The organism is Sporofaciens sp. St.21A7 (assembly GCF_059728535.1).
Genome location: NZ_BAAGFN010000001.1, coordinates 2,447,160 through 2,468,546, shown reverse-complemented (window position 1 = coordinate 2,468,546; position 21,387 = coordinate 2,447,160). Strand labels below are relative to the sequence as shown.

Annotated in this window: 18 protein-coding genes; all 18 read right to left on the bottom strand. The window is 48.7% G+C overall.

Features of this window, described 5'->3' with window-relative positions; translation table 11 throughout:
• Positions 1–447: 447 nt before the first annotated feature.
• Positions 448–1,755 (bottom strand): IS4 family transposase, encoded by a 1,308-nt coding sequence (locus AC6I3O_RS12130; protein WP_497850542.1) that lies wholly within the window; start codon positions 1,753–1,755, stop codon positions 448–450.
• 325 nt (positions 1,756–2,080) lie between these two features.
• Positions 2,081–2,284 carry an alpha/beta-type small acid-soluble spore protein gene (locus tag AC6I3O_RS12125; RefSeq protein WP_497851106.1) on the bottom strand — a complete coding sequence of 68 codons (204 nt, stop codon included), beginning with the start codon at positions 2,282–2,284 and terminating at the stop codon, positions 2,081–2,083.
• Positions 2,285–2,368: 84 nt separating this feature from the next.
• Complete coding sequence (gene recG, locus AC6I3O_RS12120) at positions 2,369–4,399, bottom strand: ATP-dependent DNA helicase RecG (RefSeq protein ID WP_497851105.1); 2,031 nt, start codon at positions 4,397–4,399, stop codon at positions 2,369–2,371.
• Between the two features lie 145 nt (positions 4,400–4,544).
• Positions 4,545–6,239: a DAK2 domain-containing protein gene (locus tag AC6I3O_RS12115; protein WP_497851104.1), complete on the bottom strand. Its 1,695-nt coding sequence runs from the start codon at positions 6,237–6,239 to the stop codon at positions 4,545–4,547.
• Between the two features lie 19 nt (positions 6,240–6,258).
• Entirely contained in the window at positions 6,259–6,618 is a 360-nt protein-coding gene (locus AC6I3O_RS12110) for an Asp23/Gls24 family envelope stress response protein (protein WP_497851103.1), read from the bottom strand.
• 147 nt (positions 6,619–6,765) lie between these two features.
• Positions 6,766–6,954: a 50S ribosomal protein L28 gene (gene rpmB / locus AC6I3O_RS12105; RefSeq protein ID WP_159751519.1), complete on the bottom strand. Its 189-nt coding sequence runs from the start codon at positions 6,952–6,954 to the stop codon at positions 6,766–6,768.
• Positions 6,955–7,104: 150 nt separating this feature from the next.
• On the bottom strand, positions 7,105–7,611 hold the full coding sequence (locus tag AC6I3O_RS12100; RefSeq protein ID WP_497851102.1) for a hypothetical protein: 507 nt from the start codon (positions 7,609–7,611) through the stop codon (positions 7,105–7,107).
• Entirely contained in the window at positions 7,608–8,285 is a 678-nt protein-coding gene (locus AC6I3O_RS12095; protein ID WP_497851101.1) for an ABC transporter ATP-binding protein, read from the bottom strand. Before AC6I3O_RS12095 ends, AC6I3O_RS12100 begins: the two co-directional genes overlap by 4 nt.
• A 247-nt stretch (positions 8,286–8,532) precedes the next feature.
• A complete protein-coding gene (locus AC6I3O_RS12090; RefSeq protein ID WP_497851100.1) occupies positions 8,533–9,942 on the bottom strand; it encodes an oxaloacetate decarboxylase subunit alpha in 1,410 nt (469 codons plus the stop codon).
• Positions 9,943–9,989: 47 nt separating this feature from the next.
• Positions 9,990–11,141, bottom strand: a complete 1,152-nt coding sequence (locus AC6I3O_RS12085) for a sodium ion-translocating decarboxylase subunit beta (RefSeq protein ID WP_497851099.1) — start codon at positions 11,139–11,141, stop codon at positions 9,990–9,992.
• 41 nt (positions 11,142–11,182) lie between these two features.
• Positions 11,183–11,554 carry a biotin/lipoyl-containing protein gene (locus AC6I3O_RS12080; protein ID WP_497851098.1) on the bottom strand — a complete coding sequence of 124 codons (372 nt, stop codon included), beginning with the start codon at positions 11,552–11,554 and terminating at the stop codon, positions 11,183–11,185.
• A 23-nt stretch (positions 11,555–11,577) separates the two neighbouring features.
• Positions 11,578–12,366, bottom strand: coding sequence for an OadG family transporter subunit (locus AC6I3O_RS12075; protein ID WP_497851097.1), 789 nt, complete (start codon positions 12,364–12,366; stop codon positions 11,578–11,580).
• Positions 12,367–12,380: 14 nt separating this feature from the next.
• Positions 12,381–13,820, bottom strand: a complete 1,440-nt coding sequence (locus AC6I3O_RS12070; protein ID WP_497851096.1) for an acyl-CoA carboxylase subunit beta — start codon at positions 13,818–13,820, stop codon at positions 12,381–12,383.
• Positions 13,821–13,979: 159 nt separating this feature from the next.
• On the bottom strand, positions 13,980–14,588 hold the full coding sequence (locus tag AC6I3O_RS12065) for a hypothetical protein (RefSeq protein WP_497851095.1): 609 nt from the start codon (positions 14,586–14,588) through the stop codon (positions 13,980–13,982).
• Between the two features lie 154 nt (positions 14,589–14,742).
• Entirely contained in the window at positions 14,743–16,092 is a 1,350-nt protein-coding gene (locus AC6I3O_RS12060) for a peptide MFS transporter (RefSeq protein ID WP_497851094.1), read from the bottom strand.
• A gap of 167 nt (positions 16,093–16,259) precedes the next feature.
• Positions 16,260–17,009, bottom strand: coding sequence for an ABC transporter ATP-binding protein (locus AC6I3O_RS12055; RefSeq protein WP_497851093.1), 750 nt, complete (start codon positions 17,007–17,009; stop codon positions 16,260–16,262).
• A gap of 2 nt (positions 17,010–17,011) precedes the next feature.
• On the bottom strand, positions 17,012–19,735 hold the full coding sequence (locus AC6I3O_RS12050) for an FtsX-like permease family protein (protein ID WP_497851092.1): 2,724 nt from the start codon (positions 19,733–19,735) through the stop codon (positions 17,012–17,014).
• 17 nt (positions 19,736–19,752) lie between these two features.
• On the bottom strand, positions 19,753–21,384 hold the full coding sequence (locus AC6I3O_RS12045) for an AAA family ATPase (protein ID WP_497851091.1): 1,632 nt from the start codon (positions 21,382–21,384) through the stop codon (positions 19,753–19,755).
• Positions 21,385–21,387: the final 3 nt, after the last annotated feature.

Genomic DNA, 21,387 nt, shown 5'->3' with positions numbered 1-21,387 from the left:
AAGACATATGACCTGATCGTTGAGTGAAGCCGGAAGGCTGCGCTGCTGCAAAAAAAGACGCTGCGCTAAACTCCCATATTGAAACGAACTCCTATCCATGTTATAATTTATCCGCTGAAAAACAAGAACATAAAGGAAGGAATACATATGAGAAAAAATGCATACAGATTCTTTTTCGGCATCCTGTGCAGCGTATCACTGACCGGGTGCCATACGGTCAAAGACGCAGATCTTGAACAATCAAAACCAATGTTAACAACTTAGTAGTGGTATGGTATCAAGAGCGAGAATACAGCATTAAATTGACAGAAATATAACAAAAAGTATATTGGGTGAGATAAAAAAGGGCAGACTTCCCCCTTGGTGCTAGAAGCAAATTTTAAAAATATTTCTCTGACGCCATGGAGCATAGAACCGCGGGACATCACCACCTTTCAGAAATGATAGTTAGTGTGTTGCCTTGTTATTGTAATGATGCTTTACCTTTCTGGGAATATCACGTGGATTTGACTCTTTGCATCCTTTTTTATCCCGTACCCGATGTGATACGGCAAAACAAAAGATGTCCCGGATTATGGTAAATTTTTCGGCAGGTGTCTCAGAATCCATATATTCTGGAAGCCGACGGCTCAGGCAGCCGACGAGCTCATTTATATTTGTCATGTACCTGTGCTTATTGTTTTTCTGGTTAATGGTACGGTCGATGATCCCGTCCGTTTCCTTCTTAATAGCAAGGGTGAGGTTCGCAAGCAGAATGGAGATCCAGAATTCCTGAAGGATCGAATTTTCGGAATAACCGCGAAAGTCCGTAAGCCCTATTTTTTCCTTAATCAGCTTATAATCTTCTTCCACTGGCCATCTAAGAAAGTAGCACTGGCGGAACAGACCTTGATCCAGGCCAAAATCATTTGTGATCAGTGTTTCCAGTGTCTCGCCTGGAAGATAGAACTTTAGGACGCGGACTTTCCTGTCATCCAAAACGAGAATGTGGTCGGTGATCCCATACTGGTCTGCCGGTGCGGGAAGCGCATCAATCGCATTGTTAAATTTAGACCTGAGCCGGAAAAGATACCCTGCATGGATCGTGTCTTCGATATAAGCGATCAATTCTTTGGAAGCATATCCCCTGTCGAAGACAAACATGGTGTATAATAAGCTTGCCCGTGCTTTGTTTTTGATATTGTCCATATGTCTCATGGCAAGTGTACGCTCATCCACATGGATTGGTTCGAACTGGGCATCAAGGACGCGGTCATTGAGAACGTCAAAAGCAACACTGGCAATGGCAGTGGGAGAGCTAGCACCTCTCCCGATGCTGCCATATTGATCAAGGAGAGCTTTCCGGTTGGGAAGCGGGATCTTAGAGCCGTCAATGGCTATGATCTGCCGTCCCCATACCCCCAGAAACCGCGCGTGGAAAGGAAGGGAATCCTGGCTGCAGAGGAAATCCAGCATGCGCTCAAAAGCTTCTTTGAAAATGGAATGGCTAATTTTAGAACGCGCTTTGCTGAAAGCCTGCTGTGAGCAGCTGACAGAGGGTGCTCCCGATTTCAGTTTAAGTTCATGAAAAAAACTATCCAAGGAGGCAGAGATTGTCTTTTTAACATTGCCGAGTAAAAGTTTAACCAAAGTCCAGTAAGGAAGTTTTCCGCAGTTACGGGTATAAGCGCCTTTTTGCCTGCGCGCCCTGTCCAGGGCATTTGGGTCAAGCAAAGTGTTGCAGATAATATCGGCGAGAATCTGAATGAGTTTCATAAATGCAGCTCCTTTCAAAAATGTACTATAATCAGGGGCTGCGCCGCAAATTTTGGTTATTTTGTCAATAGTAAATCTAATGAAAATATCAGGAAATTTTTGTGCAATATTTTGAGCTCACTCTTTAGAAAAACGATACAAAAAAGCACAGGAAAATCCTGTGCCGATGATAAGATGATATAAATTTTAAAATATCAAACACTATATATTGTGGTTGCTTTAGTTAGGTTGTTAACATTGTTTTACAAATACCACATGAAATTTGGGGCAAAGCAAATCCCAAGACCTGCCCGCCCCAATTTCATTTCACATCAATGGCAAGATGTTATTTGCCTGCCATCTGCTTCTCCTGCTGCTCAATCATCTTCTTAACCATATAACCGCCAACAGAACCGTTCTGTCTGGAAGTCAGGTCTCCGTTGTACCCGTCTGTAAGCGGTACGCCCAACTCGCTTGCGACCTCATATTTGAACTTGTCTAATGCTCCCTTTGCCTCTGGTACTGCTGCTCTGTTTGATGAACTTGTCATAGTTTTCTCCTCCTTTTTGTAACTCTAACTTTTTGTTTCTTGCGTAACATTTAATTTTTGTTACGCAGATAGTATATGGAGGATTTAAATTATTACACTAGAAGTTCCTTCATAATCTGGAAGATTCTTCATCCAGTCATTTTCTGAATTTAAAAGCTCGTCCGCGGCTTCATTTGCCATCTGCAAAAGCTTCGCATCCTGGTACACATCCCCAAGGCGGAAATCCAAAAGCCCGCTCTGGCGGATGCCGAACAAGTCTCCGGGTCCCCGAAGCCTTAGATCCTCGCTGGCAATCTTGAATCCGTCGTTGGTCTTATTTAAAATAGCAAGCCGCTCCTTCGTCTCTTTTGATTTTGAACCGCTCATGAAAATGCAATAGGACTGGAACTCTCCTCTTCCGACCCTTCCCCGAAGCTGGTGGAGCTGTGCAAGACCGAAACGCTCCGCATTTTCCACCATCATGACCGTGGCGTTGGGCACGTCGATTCCTACCTCGATGACCGTGGTAGAGACAAGGACCTGAATCTCATTTTTCCCGAAGCGCTCCATGATATCGTCCTTCTCCGTCTGCCGCATCTTGCCGTGAAGATAGGAAACGGCAATCTCTTCGCCCAGTTCCTCCTGAAGCATGGATGCGTAATCAATGACATTCTCCGCCTCCATGCTCTCACTCTCCTCCACCATGGGGCAGATCACATAGCACTGTCTCCCCTGGGCTACCTGTTTCTTCATAAATGAATAAGCCGTCTTCCTGTATCCGGTATCCACCACACAGTTCTTGATAGGAAGGCGGTTCGCCGGAAGCTCATCAATCACTGAAATGTCCAGATCGCCGTACAGGATGATTGCCAGCGTCCTAGGAATCGGCGTCGCGCTCATGACCAGCACATGGGGAACGCTTCCTTTTTTGGCAAATGCTTCCCGCTGCTTTACCCCGAACCTGTGCTGCTCATCCGTCACCACAAGGGCAAGGCAGTCATAATTTACGCCGCCCTGAATCAAGGCGTGGGTGCCCACAATGATTCTGGCGTACCCGCACTCAATCCGGTCATAGGCCCTGCGCTTCTCCTTCGCCGTCATGGAACCAGTCAGAAGCTCTACCTTGATCTTGATTCCATATGTATCAAATAATCTGGTGATGGATTCATAATGCTGCCTTGCCAGCACCTCCGTCGGGGCCATCATCGCGCCCTGATACCCGTTTTGCGCAGTATTCATGAGCGCCAGCACAGCAACGATGGTCTTGCCGGACCCCACGTCGCCCTGCACCAGCCTGGACATGGCAGTCTCCCCCGCCATATCCTTCGCAATTTCATTCCATACCTTCTTCTGTGCCTCCGTCAGCCGAAAGGGAAGCCCTTGCAGAAACGCCTCCGTCTCCGGCTTCATCCCAATCACATATTCATTGGCAAGTTTCTCGTTCTTATCCTTTAACTTACGGATAGACAGGATGAATGCAAGAAATTCCTCGAACACCAGACGGTCCCTGGCATGATAAAATACTTCCTTGTCCTCCGGAAAATGGATTCCCCGCACGGCGTAATTATATTCTGCCAGCCCGTAACGCAGCCTAATCCTGCTTGGCAGAAGGTCTGACGCAAGGTCCATCCCGTCCAATGCCTGGCGCACCGCCTTCGCAACGGCGTTGTTGGTAAGTCCAGAGGTCAGCCCGTAGAGCGGCTGCAAGGTATTGAGTCTGTCCGCATACTTATCGCAGGGATAGAAAATCTCCGGATGTTCCATCACAAGCCCGTCCCGCTTCCTTACGATTCTCCCCCTAAGCGTGACCGCACCGCCCTTGGCAAAGGTACTGCGAAGGAAGGGCATCCGAAACCAGATTACCTTCATCGTTCCCGTCAGATCCTTGACATACATGGTCGTCACCTGCATCTTTGTACTTCCCGATACCTGGACTCTCCCGTAAATCGCCCCGCTGATGGTCTGGGTCCTGCCCTCCTCCGCTTCGCTTACCGGCACTGGGTCTTCGTAGATGTCATAACCTCTGGGATAATAACGAATCAGGTCGCCCACCGTACTCACACCGACCTTTTCAAATAATTTCTGCGTCTTATCCCCGATTCCTTTCAATTCTCTGATGCTCGTCTTATCAATCATGATTACCTCAACTCATTTCTTTCATTCACATTATACTGAACGAAACCTACAAACTGTCATTGGAACAAAAATAAACAGAAACGCCAGACTCTGTACGAATTCCCACAGAAATCTGGCTCAATGATTCATCTATTCTAAATCCCTCTTACTCTACCCCAAGCACATAATAGTAAATCGGCTGGCCTCCGTAATGGGCGTCCACATCCACATCCGGATAAATCCCTTCAATCTCCGCAATGAACCTCTGGGCATCCTCTTCCTTCACTTCCTCGCCATAATACAGGCTAATCAGCTCAGAATCTTCATCCACCAGCCGACCAAGCAGTTCCTTCGTCGTCTCCTCCACGCTTCTGCCAACCGCCAGGATTCCCGCATCTCCGATTCCCATGATATCGCTCTCATGAATCTCCTTATCATCAATATGGGTATCCCTGACCGCATAAGTCACCTGGCCGGACTTCACATTCTTGATTCCTTCCAGCATGGCTTCCTCATTCTCCTTCACATCGGCATCCGGCATAAAATTAATGACCGCCGTAATTCCCTGGGGAACCGTCTTCGTCGGAAGCACCACAATCTCCTTATCCTCTACCAGATCCTTCGCCTGGTTCGCCGCAAGTACGATATTCTTATTATTCGGAAGGATGAACACACAATCCGCATTCACCTGTTCAATGGCATTCAACATGTCCTCCGTACTTGGATTCATAGTCTGCCCGCCTTCAATAATATAATCCACGCCAAGCTCTTTAAAAATCTCATTGAGCCCTTCCCCGATGGAAACCGCTATAAACCCAATCGGCTTCCTCGGCCCATCGGCCTTCTTTCCGTCTTCCGGTTTCTTTGCGCCAGCCTCCTTTGCCGCCTCACTTGCCGCCAGCTTCTCGGCGTCCTTGATCAGCTTCTCCTGATGCTCCTCACGCATATTGTCAATCTTCATCCGTGATAGCTGCCCGTACGTCAAAGCCCTCTGAATCGCAAGCCCAGGGTCATTGGTATGCACATGTACCTTCACCACGTCGTCATCCGCCACACAGACAATAGAATCCCCGATGGAAGACAGATAACCCTTGAAATCCCGCTCCTGCTCATCCGAAAATTCCTTTTCTGTCAGAATAATGAACTCCGTACAGTATCCGAACTTGATATCCGCCGCTTCCTGCGCGCTGACCTTCGTGACATTGACACTCGCCTTTGGCGTAATTGCACTGTAATCCACCTCTTTCCCAAGAAATGCATCATAAGCGCCCTTAATAACCTCCAAAAGCCCCTGCCCGCCGGAATCCACAACCCCGGCTTCTTTCAATACCGGGAGCATATCAGGCGTCTTTTTAAGCACCTCCTCGGCATGCTCAATCACCGCCGGAAGAAATACTTCCAAATCATCCGTCTCCTCCGCCATCTCGGCCGCCTTCTTTGCAATGCCGCTTGCAACCGTAAGGATCGTGCCTTCCTTAGGCTTCATAACCGCCTTATACGCCGTATCCCTCGCCCTGGCACATGCCGCCGCAAGTCCCTGTACATCAATCTGTTTCTCCTCCCGGATCGACTTGGTAAACCCACGCAATAACTGAGAAAGGATCACGCCGGAATTGCCTCTGGCGCCCCGCAGGGAACCGGATGAAACCGCCTTAGCCAAATCCCTGATACCCGGATTGTTAAGAGACGTTACCTCCTTTGCCGCCGCCATAATGGTAAGGGACATATTCGTCCCCGTGTCGCCGTCCGGCACAGGAAATACGTTCAGTTCATTGATATACTCTTTCTTCGCTTCAATATTCTGCGCACCTGCCAAAAACATCTTTGCAAGCATATCCACATTTATAGTTTTCGTAGCCACTTCTCATGCTCCTCCTTAACTAATCGATGACTCTGACGCCTTCAATATAGATATTGATCTTATCCACCGGCATTCCTGAAAATCCCTCGACTTTATACTTCACATTGCTGATCAGGTTATCCGTAACGGCTGAAATACTTACTCCATATGCGACAACTATATGAAAGTCAATACTGATATGGTTCTCATCCGATATCGACACTTTGATTCCCTTCGTCAGGCTCTCCCGCCTAAGCAAATGTACCAGCCCGTCCTTCACATTCACGGCAGCCATTCCCACGATCCCGAAACACTCCACTGCGACCGTCCCGGCATACTTCGCAATCACCTCCGGATCGATCGTAACAATCCCAAGATCCGTACTCATACATCCCTTCATACCTGAATACCTCCTATCATTCTATGGATTCCCTATCTTGTTATTATACCCTGTTTTACCATATATTACAATAAAAACTCAGATTCCGTACCGAAATCTGAGTTTTAAATTAGGAACCGTATGAACAAAACCGTACACTTCCTCACACTATGCACGCTCAACTTTTCCTGACTTCAAGCAAGAAGTACAAACATACATTTTCTTTGTCGCACCGTTCTCTGTCTTCACGCGAACTGATTTTACATTGGATTTCCACATCTTCGGTGTCTTTCTATGAGAGTGGCTTACATTATTTCCAAAGTGAGCACCCTTTTCACAAATAGCACATTTAGCCATGACTGCACCTCCTAACATCCATATATAGTCTGTCCCACAGACTCACAACACTGTTATCTTACCAGATGATGGGAGGAATTGCAAGTGCTATTTGTGGTTTTTCGAGTTTTTTCTATATTTTCCAGTGTCACCGTGAAAATATTCTTATCCTCACGCCGGGCATACTGCAATTTTCCCCCATGTTTCTCCACAATCTTGCCCGCAATGGCAAGCCGTGGCTGATGCAAAGATCAAAAACCCCGGAACACTCCTTAACACCACTTCTGCCTCCCCCTTGGCCAGGGCAAATATCACCACGCCTGCATACAAAACCAACAGAGCCGCCACAGAACTGATGACATTTGCCAGCGCAAGCTGCCCGTGGTAATTCCACTGGCTGATTCCACGCATCCACACCAGATGGCTGGTCTTCCGTTCATATTCGTTGGGAATGGTGCGAAGGCTAAGCGCCACCGCCATCGCCCCTCCGATGACTGACGCCACATTCAGGACAAATGGCAGCAGCATCCGAATTTCTGTCACCGGAACCCCGTCAATGGACAATGTGACCGTACCGCTCATGCATAGAAGCACGATGAATAGTCCGATAACCATAACCACATAGATATCTTTTCTGCGAATCCTCTCCCGCAGCGCATTCTTCATAATTCCCATCATTGTCCCATACCTCCGATCTGCTCTACGAAAATCTCTTCCAGGCTCTTTTCGCTCTCACCGTTCTCCCACTCATAAACCAGCCTTCCCTTCTTCATGATGATCCCACGGTCACAGACCCTCTCGATGTCATTTAGGATATGGGAATTGATCAGAATCGTCTTCCCTTCCTTTTTTAACGCCTGAATCGTATGCATCATCTCAAGCCTCCCCATAGCGTCCAGCCCTGCCGTTGGTTCGTCCAGAATCAAAAACTCCGGATCTCCCAGAAGCGCCTGGGCAAGCGCCAGTCTTTGCAGCATTCCCTTTGAATAGTGTTTCACTTTCGTACTACTGTCCTCAAGACCTGCCCGCTGCAAAAGATTGGGGATCTCCTGTCTCAGTTGTTCCTTTGGGATTCCCTGCAGGCCTCCGTAGAACTCTAAAACCTCCCGCCCGGTAAGAAAGGGATGGAAGTAGGGCGTTTCCGGAGAATAGCCGGCCGAAACCTCCTTTGCCCTCTCCACACTTCCTCCATCTCTTGGAATCAGATTCAGGAGCATCTTGATGGTCGTCGTCTTCCCAGCCCCGTTGCTTCCTAACAGAGCAAATACCTCCCCCCGCTTTACAGAAAAACTGAGATCGTCAACCACACATTTTTTCCGATATATTTTTCTCAGATGGTTACATTTCAACATATTCTTTCCTCCTGCCTTTTGGGAGACTACCTCTGTCAGTTTCCCTATTCTTCAAAACAAAATTTGTTCATACAAATATTTTAACTGACCTAAATTAAGGCATACTAAAAAGAACCTTAAACTAACCTAAAGATATCACGGAATCTCGACTCTACATAAGAACTCATATCCAAATGGCACACCGCAACGCATACCCGTCAAACCAGAAAAAAGGGACTGCCGCAGCAATCCCTTCTCAATTCTTTTATTAAACTGGATAACTCCCATTCTTCGTATCAGCCATGGTCTGGTCGATCTTGGTCTGCTGCGCCTCCCTGTACTTAAAGAAGTCCGTAGCCACCTGGGGGAACAGTGCATAGGAAAGCACGTCCTCATCCTGCTGGCTCCATTGCCCGCACTCTTTGCGCAGGGTATCCAGCTCATCTGGAATCAGATCCGCCGGACGGCAGGTGATAACCTCCGGATTCTCTCCTAAGACCTTCTTCTTCACCTCTTCGTCGAAAGGCTTCACCGTTGCACCGTACTTACCGCTCAGGATATCCTTCGTCTCCTTGGTCGCCATCTTATAACGCTCGCCCATCAGCACATTGAATACTGCCTGCGTACCCACGATCTGAGAAGACGGGGTAACAAGCGGCGGTTCTCCAAGGTCTTTGCGCACTCTCGGCACCTCTTCTAACACGTCATAGTACTTATCTTCCGCATTCTGCTCCTTCAACTGGGAAGTCAGGTTAGACAGCATACCGCCTGGAACCTGATAAAGCAGAGTCTTGATATTCACGCCCATGTTCTTAGGGTTCAAAAGCCCGCTCTCAAGAGCCTGGTCGCGAATCGGACGGAAATGATCCGCAATCTCCGAGAGAAGCCCCTGATCAAATCCCGTATCATACGGCGTACCCTTGAACGTCTCCACCATAACTTCCGTCGCTGGCTGTGAAGTTCCAAGGGCAAAAGGTGACATCGCTGTGTCAATCACATCCACGCCTGCCTCCACTGCTTTCAGGTAAGTCATAGAAGCAACTCCGGAGGTATAATGAGTATGAAGCTGAATCGGAAGGCTGGTGGCCTCTTTTAGCGCCTCGATCATCTCCGTAGCCTTATACGGAACCAAAAGCCCTGCCATATCCTTGAGGCAGATAGACGTAGCGCCCATATCCTCAATCTTCTTCGCAATATCCACCCAATATTCCAGCGTATAAGCATCCCCCAATGTATAGGACAATGCCACCTGGGCATCCGCTTTCTCTTTCACTGCCGCCGTGACCGCCGTCTGTAGGTTACGCAGGTCGTTCAGGCAGTCAAAGATACGGATCACATCGATTCCGTTTGCCACAGATTTCTGAACAAAATATTCTACCACGTCATCCGCATAGGGACGATATCCCAGAATGTTCTGCCCACGGAACAACATCTGGAGTTTCGTGTTCTTGAACCCGTCGCGGAACTTACGAAGACGCTCCCACGGATCTTCCTTCAGGAAACGGAGAGACGCGTCGAAAGTCGCGCCGCCCCAGCACTCTACGGAATGGTATCCCACCTTATCCATCTTCTCGACGATGGGAAGCATCTGTTCTGTCGTCATACGTGTGGCGATCAGAGATTGGTGCGCGTCACGCAGAATGGTTTCTGTTATTTTAATTGGTTTTTTCTCTGCCATTTTCTATCCTCCATATTTTTAAAATACCTTGCCAAGGTCCATTTCACTTACATCACTCCGAAAATCGCCATGAAGGTTCCCGCTGCAACTGCCGTGCCGATGACACCGGCTACGTTTGGCCCCATGGCGTGCATCAACAAGAAGTTAGTCGGATCAGCCTCCGCGCCTACTTTCTGGGATACCCTTGCCGCCATCGGAACCGCAGATACGCCCGCAGAACCAATCAGAGGATTCACCTTGCCACCGGTAGCGACACACATGATTTTACCGAACAGGACGCCTGCAGCCGTACCGAACATAAACGCAATTAAACCAAGAGCTACGATTTTCAGCGTATCCCAGTTCAGGAATGCCTCCGCGCTGGTCGTTGCGCCTACGGAAGTACCAAGCAAAATAACGACGATATACATCAATGCATTACTAGCCGTCTCCGTCAACTGCCTTACCACGCCGGACTCACGGAACAAGTTCCCAAGCATCAGCATACCTACCAGCGGAGCCGTCGTAGGAAGGATCACACAGACTACAATGGTAACGATGATCGGGAACAGGATTCTCTCTAACTTCGTGACCGGCCTTAACTGCTCCATCTTGATCTTACGCTCTTTCTCTGTCGTCATCAGCTTCATAATCGGAGGCTGGATGATCGGCACCAGAGACATATAGGAATACGCAGCGACCGCAATGGGTCCCATGATCGCCGTCTGCGACAGCTTGCCCGCAAGAAAAATAGAGGTCGGCCCGTCCGCACCACCGATGATTGAAATCGCAGCAGCAGCCTTGTCCGAGAACCCCATCCACATAGCGCCTAAATACGCCGCAAAGATACCGAACTGCGCCGCCGCGCCCAGGAGAAAACTCTTGGGATTCGCAATCAGCGGCCCAAAGTCTGTCATGGCCCCTACCCCAAGGAAAATCAGGGACGGCAGGATAGACCACTCATCCAGCATATAGAAATAATACAGCAGGCCGCCCGTCCCGTTCGCAGCGTCCTCTGCATGCAGCATGATATCCGGGAAGATATTCACCAGCAGCATACCAAATGCAATCGGCACAAGGAGCAGAGGTTCAAACCCATGCCGGATTGCCAAATACAGGAAAAAACATGCAACCGCAATCATTACCAGATTTTGCCAGGTAAGACTGAAAAACGCCGTCTGATGCATGAGGTTTCCTAATGTCGTTGTTATATATTCCATCTTTTAACCTCCAGTCGTGTCAGATAACCCTAATGATTATCCTAATTTAATGTCGCAAGAACAGCGCCTGATTCAATCGCATCTCCAACTGCCACATTGATGCTTGCCACGGTTCCATCCTCTGGCGCCACAACTGGAATCTCCATCTTCATCGCTTCAATGATCACTACGGCATCGCCCCTCTTGACGCTCTGCCCGACACTTGCCTCAAGCTTGAACACCTTGCCTGCCGCTCCTGCCTTGACTTCAATAGAACCTGCTCCTGCAGGAGCCGCAGCCTTTGGCGCTGCCGGGGCTGCCTTTGGCGCTGCCGCCGCTCTTGGCGCTGCCGCCTGTGCCGGCGCTCCCGCACCGTTTTCTTCTACCGTAACATCATATACATTGCCATTCACCGTAATCGTATAATTTTTCATCTTAAATAATCCTCCTTTGGGTATTATGCTTTCCATTTATTTGCCGGGCGGCGTCTGATGCTTCTCACAAAAAATCCTCCTGCGCTGGCTTCATCCATGCCGTCCGCTTCCCTTGCCGCCGCAATCGCCGCCGCAATAACCGCAATCAGTTCCGTATCGTCCGTCTCCGGCGCCGCTTCTGGGACGCTCACAGGCGCGCTTACGGCCGGAGCGCTCACAGGCTCCTCTTTCTTCTTAGGTCCGAACAGCGTCGGGATAATCTTGAACCGGGCAATCAGGAACGAAATAAAGATCAAGACCACAAACACGGTTCCCATTCCAAGAAGGGTATTCATTCCCGCTTTCGCCAGGATCTCCTTCGTGGAATACTTCGCATCCACCGTCATAGTCTCCATGTAAGACTGCTCGTCGAAGATGAACGTAATCGTCGCTTCCCTCTCCGAAAACTTGGCGTCTGCAGATACCTTGTATCCGTCGTTCGTGACTTCGGAAGTAAATTCGCCGTGGCTTTCATACTCCCCGCATTCGTCAACAGCCGCTTCCCATGCGTTCAATGCGCCAAGGAAACTTTCTGCCGTGACCGGAATCCCTGTCTGGATCAGTTGAAAATCCAGGGTCAGCTCTTTCATATTCCGGAACTCTTTCAACATCTCTTCGTCAGCATTGGTGCAATATTGAATCATGAACTCCGTGGTCTGCTCGATAGCCGCATCGTTATACTCAGCATCCTCGGCCTTCTGGCTGCTCCCACATGCGGTAAAACAAAGCATCACAGCGACAGCACAGAGTAATAAGCTAATTTTTTTCCTCACTTTGCCTCACCTCTCTAAACCGATCCGTGTTTTTTCATCGGACGGTCTTCTCTCTTCGTGAACAACATCTCGAATGCCCCGATTACATATTTCCTTGTCTCGCCTGGCTCGATGATGGTATCCACATAGCCTCTTCTAGCAGCAGATAACGGGCTTGACTGCAATTCACGGTACTGTGCAGTTTTCTCTTTTAATGTGTCGGCGTCTGCTCCTGCATACATGATCTTGGCGGCAAGACCTGCCTCCATCATGCCAATCTCAGCCGTCGGCCATGCATACACCATGTCTGCGCCGATGGACTTACTGTTCATAGTGACATACGCGCTCCCAAACGCCTTGCCGATGACCACATTCACCTTAGGCACGGTGGCATTGGCAAATGCATAGGTAAGCTTTGCCGCCTCCCTTGCAAGGTTCTTCTCCTCATACTCACATGCCGCAAATCCAGTCACATTGGTAAGCGTCAGCACAGGGATGTTAAAAGCGTCGCAGAAATTCACGAACTCGGCCGCCTTCTTTGCGCCGTCCGCAGATAAGGAGCCGTCGAACTGAGCCGTAACTTCCGACTCTTCGTCATATACCTTAGAACGGTTCGCCACTGCTCCCAACGTCATGCCGTTCAGACGGATGAATCCTGTCACCATATCCTTTGCATAATCACGCTTCGTCTCGAAGAATACATTGTCATCTGCAATCATGGAAAGTGCGATCGAAGTATCCTCCGCCGCATTCTCAATACCCTCGCAGAGGCGGTTCAGGCTGTCCGTACATTCTTCATAAGCGCCATTCTCTTCATTGTTGCCGGGAATCATGCAGACCAGCGCGCGGATATTCGCAAGAATCTCCTCCTCGCTCCCCACTGCGTCCACAAGCCCTGCTTCTTCGCTCTGGAATTTTGCCGAAGAAGTATCAAGTTTCGATACGTTGTTGCCTGGCAGGGCATTAGGGGAGTTCACGAACAATTTCGCCTTAACAGCCTCCATGAATGTAAAGTCCGTCAACGCAGGAATCACGGATAAGCCGCCGCCGCATGTCCCAAAAATTGCCGTGATCTGCGGAATTACCCCGGAAGCCATGGTCTGCTTCATGTAAAGGTTCCCAAACGCATGCAGCGCATCCGTCGCCTCCTGAAGCCTGAGCCCCGCACAGTCCACAAGACCGATGACAGGCGCTCCCATCTTCATTGCCATATCATAGATATTCGCAATCTTCTTCGCATGCATCTCGCCCACTGCCCCGTTCAGGACAGACACATCCTGGCTGTACACATACACCAAATTCCCGTCAATTACTCCATAGCCGGTGATCACGCCGTCGGCAGGAGTCTCTTTTTCCTGCATGTTGAAATCCGTGTTCCTGGCAGTTACAGCCCCGCCGATCTCAACAAAGCTTCCTGCATCAAGTAATGATGTTACTCTCATACTTGCCGCACTCTCTGTTGCCATGTTGCCCATAGTCAAGTCCTCCATTTTCTTACATATTAAAATAGTAAAACCAAATTTTTGCCAATTATATTATATCCCTTTTGCCGGTTTCCTGCAACAATTTTCTAAAATTTTGTTAATCCTTTCACATAGAAAAAAGGAGCCTCCCCGCCCCTTTCTATGTTCCTATTATAATTTCTTGATCTTCCCATTCAACTGCGGGCATTTCTCAAGCAGAAACTCCTTCCATTCTTCAATCCCCTCGCCCGCAAGGGCTTCCTTGGGGAATCCGATCATGGCTCTCGGGCTTCCTACCATATCTTTGTCTCTCTTAACGACCAGCCCAAGCCCACGCTCTGACTCAAGCAGCCTTACGACCTGCCCGTATTCAAACGCCTTTTTTTTGATCTTGGTCACACTCTCAAAACGCTCTTCGTAGAAATCAATCTGGGCAATGACCGCATCCCCATTCTTTGCTTTCCTGCGCCGATACATCTCCTCCGCATCCCCGGCGGCGGTAGCGCGCACTGCCTTTCTCCATACCGTCCTGTTAATGAACATGGCAGCGGCTGCAAGGACCACCCACCCAGCAAGATACTTGACCAGAAAAAACAGAAGTCCCGGCAGGGTTCCCCCGCCCGGCTCCCCGTAGATGAAGATGAACACCAGCACCAGGATTCCCGCCCCCACGGAAATAAACTTCATCGTCAAGTCACTGCTGTCTGAATCATACAGCTCACAGACCGCCTCCAGCGTTTCGATTGTCTCCTCATATACTACACGGTAATTATATGCCATATATCTTTCCCTTCCATAAAAATCAATCTCCGGACAGCCTTTTATAAAAAGCGAGGGTATCGCCAAATAGCTAATTGTTAACTATCTCACGATACCCAGTCCTATCCCTTATCGGACGTAATCTGTCTGCCCGCAGGGCATACATATGTAAGAATTATTCTCCTTCAACCATTTTATCGACCTTGCCGGAGAAGACAAACATGATGACTCCACAGGCAATAATGACAACTGCAACTCCGCCGTATCCTTTGATAAAGTCTATCTTGGAAAGCCAGTTGTAGAGCATCGCGCTTCCCTGAGAAGCGAAGAAGATTGCCAGCGGCCAGATTCCAAGCAGCGTACCAAGCAGCTTCTTAGGAGCATACTTGCTGATGAAAGAATTCCCCAGAGGCGAGAAAATAACTTCGCCCACTGTCATAAATACCGCCGCAAGGACGATGATCCAGATACCTACCGGATCCTTTGTTCCGGAACCCGCAAGGATTGCTGCAAATACCATCGTCGCAGGAGTAAGCCCTAGGATAATGATTCCGAGAGCCGTCTTCTTGAACATTCCTAAATCTCCCTGAGGCCTCTGCCTTAACTTCGCCCAGATTCCAGCAAATACCGGACACAAGACGATACAGAGCAGACCATTCATAGAGTCGAACCACGCCGTCGGCATCGTAAAGGAACCGATGTTCCAGTTCGCCCATCCAAGACCTGCCTCGCTGGTAGGACCGAACTCGAAGTATACCGGATTGTATACCATGTACCAGATCAGCCAGAAAATACCGGAAAATGCTGTTACGATTAAAATTGCAATAACACGTTTCTTCTCAAGTTTCGTAAGAGGAGCCGTATCCTTTTCTGCCTTCTCAACATTCTCAACACGGTTATCAACAAGGAATGGTTTCTTTCCGGCATCGCCGAAGAACTTCATTCCAAAGATCCACCATACGCAGTCAACAAAGAGCGCGATCGCACACACAAGGAACAACACACGGTATCCGGCCACTTTTGCAAGAAGCGAAAGGAACGTCGTACCGCTGAAAGAACCGATGTTTACAAACGTATACTGCAGGCTGAATACGGTATCCAGCTCATCCTCGTCGGCAAGCGGGAATAAACGTCCGTTAATACCGGAAACGTTTCCTTTGAAGAAACCTGTACCTACAGCAACCAGAATAACCATCGCCCATACCATTCCGATTCCGTTCGCTTTCCATGCGCACAGATATCCCAGACCCATTAAGATCTCACCGATCGGAACAAGAAGACGGGGGCTGACCCAACGGTCGGCAATATATCCACCGATGATCGGCGTGATATAAGTAAGCGCCACCAGGTTCGCAGCCATTGTCGTCGCCACGGACTTATCCATCCCAAGTCCGCCCTTCACTGCCTCTGCGGCAATGAAAATCGTGAGTCCCCACTTGGCAGCGTAGTATGCGAGTCGTTCAAATGTAAAGGAAAGACAGCACACATAAAAGCCAAATGGAAAACTCTTTTTTGTTTTTCCCATAAGTTTTACCCTCCAATGATTTAATTTGCTTTCGTTTGGCAAAATATACAAACAAAAGCCTCCAATGGAATATATAATAGCATGATATGACCAAAAACACAATACAAACTTTTAAGAAAAGTTTAAGTAAATCTGGAAAATATTTTATATTTTTTTTATAATCTCCCTTACAGGTCTGCCATGCGCCCCAGGATCTGCTGGTAGAACTGCTCCTGGCCTTGCTTTTGTTCCAGCACGTCCAAGATTACTCCGTCCTTTAAAAAGAGAATCCGGCTGCAGTTGCTTGCCACCTGCGGGTCATGTGTTACCATGACGATTGTCTTTTTGTACTCCTGATAGATCCGGTTCAATGCCTCAATTACGATCTTCCCCGACTTGGAGTCCAGATTGCCCGTAGGCTCGTCCGCCAGAATCAGATCCGGCTCATTAATAAGGGCGCGGCAGATAGCGACTCTCTGCCTTTCTCCGCCGGACAATTCATAGGGATACTTCTTGGTCAGATGGTCAATCCGGAAATGCTCGGCATGCTCCCTGGCGCAGGCAAAGCACTTTTCTTCCTCCGCCTTGTCAAGAATCATGGGGAGCATGATATTTTCTTCCACGGTCAGGCTGTCCATCAGGTAAAAATCCTGAAAAACAAAACCGATTTCCCGGCGGCGGATATCCGCAAGCTCATCCATCCACAGTTCGTTTACCTTTCTGTCTTTAAAATACAGTTCGCCCTTCGTCGGACGGTCAATCAACCCCAAAAGCTTTAAAAGCGTCGTCTTTCCGCACCCGGACTTTCCCATGATTCCCACAAACTCATTTTCTTCAATCTGGAAATCCAGTCCCTTCAATACCTTGACCACACCATCCTCTGCCGTGGGAAGCTTATAATTACGCACCAGCTCTTCTGCTTTTAATATACTGCCCATACCTACACCTCGCCTACCTTTTTCTCAATCTGCCGGATATTCCATTCCGTCAAAAGCCACGCCAGGATACCGAACATTATCAGTTCACCTGCCGCCGAAGGAATCAGCATCCTAAGAAACCTCTCCTGGACATCCTCTTCATAGAGCCTTGCCCGCAGGCTTCCGTACACCAGTCCCGCGCTTAACGTTCCTGCCACAAGCGCCGTCAGGATATAGTATACTCTAATTTCACTTCTTATAAGCGCAGTCCTCTCCTGGCGCTTCATCCCCATACAGTTCAAGAACTGTGCCTTGCGGACATTTCCTTTCTTCTCCGTCATCATCTTAATTCCAAGAAGCAGTATGGAAGCGGCAAAAAACGCTCCCCCAAGAAGCGCTGCCATGGTCTTTCGCATCCTGAGTTCTGCGTCTGCGCGCTCCTTTACCTCTGTTTTCAGATAATGGCTTTTTACCTTGGTATCGTATCTATCCTCCTGCCTGTGCCGTTCTTTGAACGCCGAAAATTCCGGTTCCAGCCTCTTTAACGCCTCCTCGTCTCCATTGATCAGCACAAGCCTTGTAGGTCCCTGGTTCGGTTCCCATCCTTCCATTTGCATCTCTTCCAAGGTCTGGATCTCACCCGTGAGGGGATTCGTCACCTTCCACTCATCCCTCGCCTTCTCAAAATAGGCATCGGAAAAAACCACCAGGTTCTCCCGCTCCCCCTGACATAAGATCCCCGTCAGGCTGTCCATCTCTTCCCCAACAATCTGCCGCACATAGTAAGAAGTCACCGTCAGGGAATGGGCGAATTCAGCCGGAAAATTATCCGGGCTGTATCCCTCGCACACAGGACCGGTATAGAGTACCGGCGTTTCCATCGGCACATAGGTATCATAACGGTCGATGGGCTGCGCCTCCGTCCCCAGATCCTGCTGGTGTACAATGTAGATTTTCTCTCCCTGGCTGTCAAGCCCTAGCTCCCGCTTTTGGTAAGCCGGATTTTGCTTCTTTTTCAGCATATGGTAGGTAGACTCGGAAATCCCGATATTCTGGCTTCCGATTCCCGCTGTATCCGACTCGCTTCCCGATACCCGTACCATGGGATACACTTCCGCCTCCACTCCGTCCGTAACATTAAGCTTCTCAAGGAGGGCATCATCCTCCTTTCCTTCCCCGGCAATCAATACCAGATCATAGGGGAACAAAGCTTCCGTATCCGTTACCAGGCGCGCCGAGAAGAACTGCACCCCGAACAGGGCGATGATGCAGGTATGCAGCACGCAAAGTCCGAAAATATACCACACCGCACTCCTGGACCGATGGTAAAAGGGATGGTGCTTTAACAGCTTTGGCAGCGCGCCCTTTCTTTTTTTTCTGTGGATCAGATATCCTGCGATCCCATATCTGAGGATCAGATAAACGCCCAGAAAGCAGTTCAGTATAAATTCTACATCCTCTGCGTTCACGTTCTTCTGGTATTCCTTTAGCCCTACCGCTATCAAATAGATTCCCGCCGCCACGAACACGATGTGGAAGCGTCTGGGGATACGCTCCTTCATCATCTGGAGATCCGTAGAACTTCCCATCCGCAAACCCACGAACAGGTCATGGGTCACAAAAAACGTTGTCAGATAGATCAGCAGCATGACAGGAACCGTCTTTACGAAAAGAAGGGGTGAAAACCAACCTGCAGGGCCGCCCGCAGTTTCCCGGAACAGCGTCACAAGCGCCACTCCAAGGATACCGCCAAAAACCAAGGAAACCAGGGCGCCGATGCCAAGCTCCAGCCCCATGCAGGAATACATGGTCTTTGTACGGATTCCAAGGGTCTTGAACACACCATATTCCGGAAGCCGCTTTCTCAGGTAATAGAGGAGCAGCAAAACAAGCATCATAAGCCCCACCAGCCCCAGTTCCACCAGCCCCCGGAACAGAATCTCCCCAGCGCCTGCCGGATAACCAGCCCTATAGCTCATATCTCCTGCCTTTATCAGCGACTGCATCCCGAACCCTGCCACCACAAAAGCAAACACCAGTCCGTTACAGGTAAGAAGCACCGAATATTCTTTCAGGTTTCCCACGAAATTCTTCCAGATAACGACGAAAAACAGGCGGCTATACTTTCCCGGAAAATACAGGCGCCTTTTACGCTCTGCCTTCTCAAGCTTCTCCTTTTTCTCGTACTCGATCTTATCCCCCAGCTCCCGCTCCCAGATTTCTATCATCTTGCGTCCGATACATTCCACTCCTGAAAGCAGCATAAGGACGCCCGGATACAAAATTGCCTCAATCGCATTGGAGCAGACTGACCCAATCATATACTCCCACGCATTCACATAGGTAAATACGATTGCCATCAGAATCACGGCTACGTTTATATGCCAGTCCTTTCCCCAAAACATTGCCGCCAGATATATCACGCACATGACGGCAAAAATTAAATAGAACCCAAGGCTCGCCCACAGGCCTCCTGCATAGGACGGGTCCGGCAAAAGCCCTGCCCGCTCCACAATACTTTCCGCCCCTTCCGCCTTCAGACATAAGGCAAAAGAAATCAGATTATAGCGTTTCTCCCCTATCATAATCCACGGATAACACAATGCCGCAAAAATCAGCAGATACATGGTGAACGAAAATCGCCGCTGTATGCGTCTCTGCCGGTCGGGAATCTCCTTTTCCATCTTCCCCACTTCCTCTCCTACGCTGCTTTTAGTCGCCGCAAGCCTGCCTGCTTTACGGCACAATTGTCCTGTATTTTATTTCAGAGTACTTCCACTTTACAGGCATGTTCTTTCGTCTTTCTGCAATAGCTGATCCCGACTGCCAGAATCCTTCCGGTAAACTTTGGCGTTTCCCCAAGTTTCCCTCTAAAACGCAATTGATATCCCTTTGCTTTGATCTGTTCCACCGCATCCTTTGGCGTACTGTCTATCTTTAATTCAAGGATGATCCCATCGTTGTTCCTTTGATCCGGATAAAAGATAAAATCTACAAATCCCTCCCCCGCCTTATCTTCCCGTTCCACACGGTAATTGTTCCTCGCTGACAGATAGACAAGATTCACGACTGCCGACAATTCCGCTTCACTGTTATAAGAAAGGATGGGGGACTCTGTGTCATGGGCATACTTTAATATCTCTGCCATCGTCCGGACATCGCCTGCAAGAGTGGCTTTCACCATTCTTTCTGATTCTTTCGCCAGGCGATGAACGTATCCCAGAGAATCTTTGGACAACAGCAGCTTCTCATACTGTAACATTAGCTCCCTGTTGGGAATATAGACTTTCCCATCTTTATAAGTCAGCAGGCCATAGACCACCATGGCTGAGTAAACCTCATCCTTCGTCTCCAGATTCATTGACACTGCCGCATAATTCTGAACCTCTGCCCTCACCCCTTCTCCTGCAACCATCAGGACAAGATCGTCCTGGATTTCCTCAATATCGTTACGGATATAATAGAAAATCTCATCATACGGACCGGAGCTGGTCCAGTAACATGCCAGCTCATCGTCTGTTAATGCACAGACGACCGATCGCGGATTATAGATTCTGCTTCCTTTTCCCGTGTAATAACCATCATACCAGATACGTAAGTCCTCTCTGGTAATCTCTGGCTCTTGGGTATCCCGCAGATAGACCTCAAAAAGCCTGTCAACTTCATTTTCCAGAAACCCGAAATATTCACTGAATTTTTTCCGATTCGTCATATCGTATTCCAGAAACATATTCAATTCCGAACCACTGGAATATTTGGCGATCGGAAGCACTCCCGTCATATAGGCAAGTTCCACGTATGCCTTGTCCTTCAACAGAGCTTTCAAAAAGCGAAGATATTGCGCCCTGTCTTCCTCCGTAATAAAGGGCAGATGAAATACCGCATCCCACTCATCCATTACAAAAATAAACTTTTGGTTCGTTTTTTGGAAAATGCAGTTAAGGACATCCCATAAGGCATCTTCCATCCCAAGCCCCAGCTCCGGATATGCTTCTTTCAGATCTTGGTTGATTCCATCCTGTATACGTTCAATATACTGCATATACTCCATACTTTGCCTTGGAAAGTCCGTCTCACTGAAATCAATATAAATAACGTTATGTTGATTTAAATGTTTACGGTAATCCGGATTTTCTTTCCCATTGTTATCTCTTGCAATCCTAAGTCCGTCAAACAGTCTGTCGCTCTTGGCCGCCCTTCCAAAAAACGCATCCACCATATTCGCCATGACACTTTTTCCGAACCTTCTCGGCCTTGTGATGCAAAAATACCTGTTCGGTTTTCCGAGGGCTGCGATCAAGTCCCTGAGTAATTCTGATTTGTCAACAAAATATGGGTCTGAAACAATCCCGCAATATTTCTCATAAGAATTCCTGCTGTTCAGGAATCTCCCCATAGC